Source organism: Acidimicrobiales bacterium, assembly GCA_035546775.1.
Taxonomy (GTDB): domain Bacteria; phylum Actinomycetota; class Acidimicrobiia; order Acidimicrobiales; family JACCXE01; genus JACCXE01.
Genome location: DASZWD010000068.1, coordinates 1 through 5,098, shown reverse-complemented (window position 1 = coordinate 5,098; position 5,098 = coordinate 1). Strand labels below are relative to the sequence as shown.

The window sequence follows — 5,098 nt, the reverse complement described above, 5'->3', positions numbered from 1 at the left end:
GCCTGCTTTGGGTGGGGCATGCAGTACTCGTCGTATTCGGCGATGACGATCGGACCAGCGTTGTCGCCGCACGCCGGGCAGTCGGGGTCGCGGCGGATCTTGAAGTTGCGGAACGACTCTTCGAGCGCGTCGTAGGCCATGAGGCGGCCGACGAGCGGATCTCCGAGACCGAGCAGCAGCTTGATCGCCTCCATCGCCTGGAGCGAACCGATGATGCCGGGCAGCACACCCAGGACGCCGGCCTCCGCACACGAAGGCGCCTGGTCGGCGGGCGGCGGCTCGGGCAGCATGCAGCGGTAGCACGGACCCTCGTAGGGCTTGAAGACCGACACCTGCCCCTCGAAGCGGAAGATGGCGCCGTAGACGACGGGGATCTTCTTCAGCAGCGAGGCGTCGTTGACGAGGTAGCGCGTCGGGAAGTTGTCGGTGCCGTCGACGATCACGTCGTAGCCGTCGATGATGTCGAGAACGTTGTCGGCGCCGAGACGGGTGTCGTAGGTGACGACGTTGACGTCGGGGTTGAGCAACTGGAGCGTCTTCTTGGCGGAGTCGACCTTGCGGTCGCCGAGGCGGTCCATGTTGTGCAGGATCTGGCGCTGGAGGTTCGACGCGTCGACCACATCCATGTCGATGACGCCGAGCGTGCCGACACCGGCGGCGCCGAGGTACAGCGCCGCGGGCGAACCGAGGCCGCCGGCGCCGAGCAGCAACACCTTCTTGTCGAGGAGCTTGAGCTGGCCGGCCTCGCCGACTTCGGGCAGCAGCAGGTGGCGTTGGTACCGGTTGCGCTGCTCGCCTGACAGGGCCTGCGGGACGCGCCAGTCGCGGCCCTCGTCCTTCCACTTGTTGAAGCCGCCCTTGAGCGAGACCACGTTCGTGTAGCCGAGCTCGCCGAGGGTGACGGCGGCGAAGACCGACCGCACGCCCGAGGCGCACCCGATGATGATCTCGGTGTCGCGGTCGGGCACCTGGCCCTCGATGTTGGTGATGACGCGGCCACCGGGAATGTGCAGTGAGCCCTCGATGGCGCCCTGCTCGTATTCGTCGGGTTCGCGCACGTCGAGATAGAGCGCGCCGTGCTTCAACCGCTCCTCTGCGGTAGCCCCGTCAACTTCTTTGATCTTTGCCTTCGCGGCGGCCAAAAGGTCTCGTGCTGTCGCCATAGAACCGTAAACCCTACCTGTTTGGTCAACATTCCCCAGCTTCCACTTCCTTGGCACCGATATCTGACGGTGCGTCAGAATACGGCCGGTGCCCGAACAGCCGAACAGCACGCCGCCGCAGGTCGCCACCCGCGACCTCGACGATCTCCAGCCGCGCCTCGAGCGCTGGCTGGCCACCAAGGTGGCGGCGCCGCGCATCACCGAGCTGGCGCGGCCGGAGAGCAACGGCATGTCGAGCGAGACGGTGCTCTTCGATGCCGAGTGGGCCGGCGAGTCGCACTCGCTCGTCGCCCGGCTCGCCCCTGACCCGGAGAACCTGCCCGTCTTCCCCACCTACGACCTCGACCGCCAGTTCCACGTCATGCGGGTCGTGGGCGAGCTCGGCGCCGCGCCGGTCCCGCCGGTGTTGTGGTCCGAGCGCGACCCGTCGCCCGTCGGCACGCCGTTCATCGTGATGGGGCGCGTCGAGGGCGTGGTGCCGCCCGACGTGCTCCCGTACAACTTCGGCGACAGCTGGCTCTTCGACGCCACCGCCGAACAACAGCAGCACTTGGAGGACGCGTCGGTGGCGGTGCTCGCGTCGCTGCACGCCATCGACGCCCGCCGCCACTTCGGCTTCATGCCCTGGCCGGCGGGCTCCGCGCTGCGGGCCCACGTCGACGCTACGTGGGACTACTACCAGTGGACGATCGCCGGCGGCCCGCCGTCGCCGCTGATCGAAGACTGCTTCGACTGGCTCGACAAGCACTGGCCGGCCGAGGAGGGCCCGACGGTGTTGTCGTGGGGCGACGCCCGCATCGGCAACATGCTCTACCGCGACTTCGAACCCGCCGCCGTCCTCGACTGGGAGATGGCCGGCTTCGGCCCGCCCGAGATCGACCTCGCCTGGTTCCTCTTCCTGCACCGCTTCTTCGAGGACATCGCGACGGGCTACGGCATGCCGGGCATGCCGCACTTCCTGCAGCGCGACCGCGTGTGCGCCACCTACGAGCGCCTCAGCGGTTACGCACCGTGCGACATGGACTTCTACGAGATGTACTCGGCGCTGCGGCAGGGCATCGTGATGGCCCGCGTGCAGCGCCGCGCTATCCACTTCGGTGAAGCGGAAGCGCCCGCCGATATCGACGACTTGATCATGCACCGCTCAACCCTGGAGGCACTTCGTGACGGATCTACATAGGGGCGTATCGCTGGCCAATCTGCTGATCGCCGCGCTCGACGCCAACCTCGACAAGCCCGCCGTGCACATCGGCGACGAGGTCCTGACCGGCGCGCAGATGCGCGACGAGATCAGCAAGTACGCGCAGGCGCTCGCCGGCCTCGGCATCGGCAAGGGGTCGCCGGTATCGGTGCTGTCCGCCAACCGCCCCGAGGTCATCTTCAACATGGGCGCGACGATGGTGAGCGGGTGCCGCACCACGCCGCTGCATCCACTCGGCTCGCTCGACGACCACGCCTACGTGCTGGAGGACGCGGGCATCGAGACGCTCGTCTACGACCCGACGGTGTTCGGCACCCGCGCCGCCGAACTGCGCGACCGCGTGCCCGGCCTCAAGCACCTCCTCGCCTTCGGCGACGACGCCATCGGTGAGAACTACCTCGCACTGGCGGCGCAGTACACGCCGCAGAAGCTGGTGGCCGCGCCGGTCGAGATGACCGACACGTCGGGGCTCATCTACACCGGTGGCACGACGGGAAAGCCGAAGGGCGTGATGTCGTCGTACCGCTCGGCGGCGACGATGACCCAGATCCAGATGGCCGAGTGGGAGTGGCCCGAGGAACTGCGCTTCCTGATCATGACGCCGCTGTCGCACGCCGGGGCGGCCTTCATCATCCCGACGCTGCTGCGCGGTGGCTCGATCGTCGTCAGCGCCGGCTTCGATCCCGCCAAGCTGTTCGAGCTGATCGAGAAGTACAAGATCACCGCGACGATGCTCGTCCCCACGATGCTCTACATGCTGATGGACCATCCGGGTTTCGCGACGGCCGATCTGTCGTCGCTCCAGACCGTGTACTACGGCGCCGCCGCCGCGTCGCCGACGCGGCTCAAAGAAGCGATCGAGAAGCTGGGCCCGATCTTCTTCCAGTTCTTCGGCCAGTCCGAGTGCCCCATGACGATCAGCGTGCTGCGCAAGGGCGAGCACGACGTGAACAACCTCGAGCGCCTCGCCACGTGCGGACGGCCGGTGCCGTGGGTGCACGTCGCCCTGCTCGACGACGAGGGCAACGAGGTCCCGCAAGGAGAGCCCGGCGAGATCTGCGTGCAGGGCCCGCTCGTCATGAACGGCTACTGGAACAAGCCCGAGGAGACTGCCGCGGCCTTCGACGGCGGCTGGCTGCACACCGGCGACGTGGCGCGCCAGGACAAGGACGGCTTCCTCACAATCGTCGACCGCAAGAAGGACATGATCGTGTCGGGCGGCTTCAACGTGTTCCCCCGCGAAGTCGAAGACGTCATCTCGGCGCATCCCGCCGTGGGCGCAGTGGCCGTCATCGGCGTGCCCGACGAGCGGTGGGGCGAGGCGGTCAAGGCCGTCGTGGTGCTGCGGCCCGATCAGTCCGTCGAACCCGAAGAGTTGATGGCGCTGGTGAAGGAGAAGAAGGGCTCGGCGGCGGCGCCGAAGTCGGTCGACTTCGTCGACGCCATTCCGGTCAGCGCGCTGGGCAAGCCGGACAAGAAGGCGCTGCGGGCGCAGTACTGGGGTGACAGCGCGCGCCAGGTCAACTGACGTGGCGTCCCCGCTCGACGAGTACCCCGTCCACCAACTACCGCTCTCGCTTTCCTACGTCGGCACCAGCGATCGCAACTTCTACGACCGCTGCATCTACCAAGCCCACGACCGCAGCGGCGACGTGCTGCTCATCACCGGGATGGGCGTGTACCCGAACCTCGGCGTGATCGACGCGTTCGCCGTCGTGCGCCGCGGCGACACGCAGGTGTGCGTGCGGGCGTCGGATGCGTTGCCGGACAACCGGCTCGTGCAGTCGGTCGGACCGTTCTCGATCGAGGTCGACGACCCGCTGCGCTCGCTGCACCTGAGCTGCGCCCACACCGACCTGGCGTTCGAGCTCACGTTCTCAGCGGCGTTCGCCGCCATGGACGAGCCCCACCACGTCCACCGGATGGGACCGAAGATCCTCTTGGACGCGTCGCGGTTCTGCCAGGTCGGCGCGGTCGACGGCGAGTTGCGCGTCGGCACCGAGGAGTTCGAGCTCGGCAACTGGACGGGTACGCGCGATCGGTCGTGGGGCATCCGTCCCGTCGGCGAGGCCGAACCGCCGGGGCGCACCGCGGCGGAAGACCCGATCGCGGGGTTCTGGTGGGTGTGGACGCCGCTGCGCTTCGACGACTTCGCGCTGATGGTGATCGCGCAGGAGTCCGCCGACGGGCACCGCATCTTGAACGAGGCGGTGCGGGTGTGGGGCGACGGGCGCAGTGAGCAACTCGGCTGGCCGGAGTTCGCCATCCGCTACACACCAGGTACGCGTCACCCGACGGGCGCGACGATCGGCCTGCGGAACGCGACGCTGGAGATCGAGACGTTCACGTCGGTGCCGCTCAACGTCGGCTGTGGCTACGGCGGCGACCCGGACTGGAACCACGGTTTGTGGAAGGGCCGCGACTGGGTCGAGTCGGTGACCTACGACCTGACCGATCCGCTGGTGGCGGGCCGCATCCCCTTCGGCGTGATCGACCACGTCGCCCGCGGCACGCTCGACGGGCAGGAGGGCTGGGGCATCTTCGAGCACGGCACCTTCGGCGCCCACGCCCCGTCCGGCTTCACCGACTGGGACTCCGTCGCGCCGTAACCCCGTCCAAACTTGTGTTCGCGTTAGGTCCCGGTGAAGTTCGGGGTGCGCTTCTCGGCGAAGGCGGTGGGGCCTTCCTTGGCGTCGTTGGTGGCGAAGACGGGCCAGCCGAGTTCCAGTTCGCG

Annotated in this window: 4 protein-coding genes; 3 read left to right on the top strand and 1 reads right to left on the bottom strand. The window is 68.1% G+C overall.

Annotated elements, in window-relative coordinates:
- A partial coding sequence (moeB, locus tag VHC63_17140) for a molybdopterin-synthase adenylyltransferase MoeB (GenBank protein ID HVV38337.1) occupies nt 1-1,163 on the bottom strand: 1,163 nt, incomplete at its 3' end.
- Nucleotides 1,164-1,251: 88 nt separating this feature from the next.
- On the opposite strand from moeB, the gene VHC63_17135 reads away from it, so the two are divergent.
- Genes VHC63_17135 through VHC63_17125 form a run of 3 tightly spaced genes read left to right on the top strand, consistent with a single transcriptional unit; the run spans nt 1,252 to nt 4,973 of the window.
- Complete coding sequence (locus VHC63_17135; GenBank protein ID HVV38336.1) at nt 1,252-2,343, top strand: phosphotransferase family protein; 1,092 nt, start codon at nt 1,252-1,254, stop codon at nt 2,341-2,343.
- On the top strand, nt 2,327-3,892 hold the full coding sequence (locus tag VHC63_17130) for an AMP-binding protein (GenBank protein HVV38335.1): 1,566 nt from the start codon (nt 2,327-2,329) through the stop codon (nt 3,890-3,892). The genes VHC63_17135 and VHC63_17130 overlap by 17 nt, the downstream gene beginning before the upstream one ends.
- A gap of 1 nt (nt 3,893) precedes the next feature.
- Nucleotides 3,894-4,973, top strand: a complete 1,080-nt coding sequence (locus tag VHC63_17125; protein ID HVV38334.1) for a hypothetical protein — start codon at nt 3,894-3,896, stop codon at nt 4,971-4,973.
- Nucleotides 4,974-5,098: the final 125 nt, after the last annotated feature.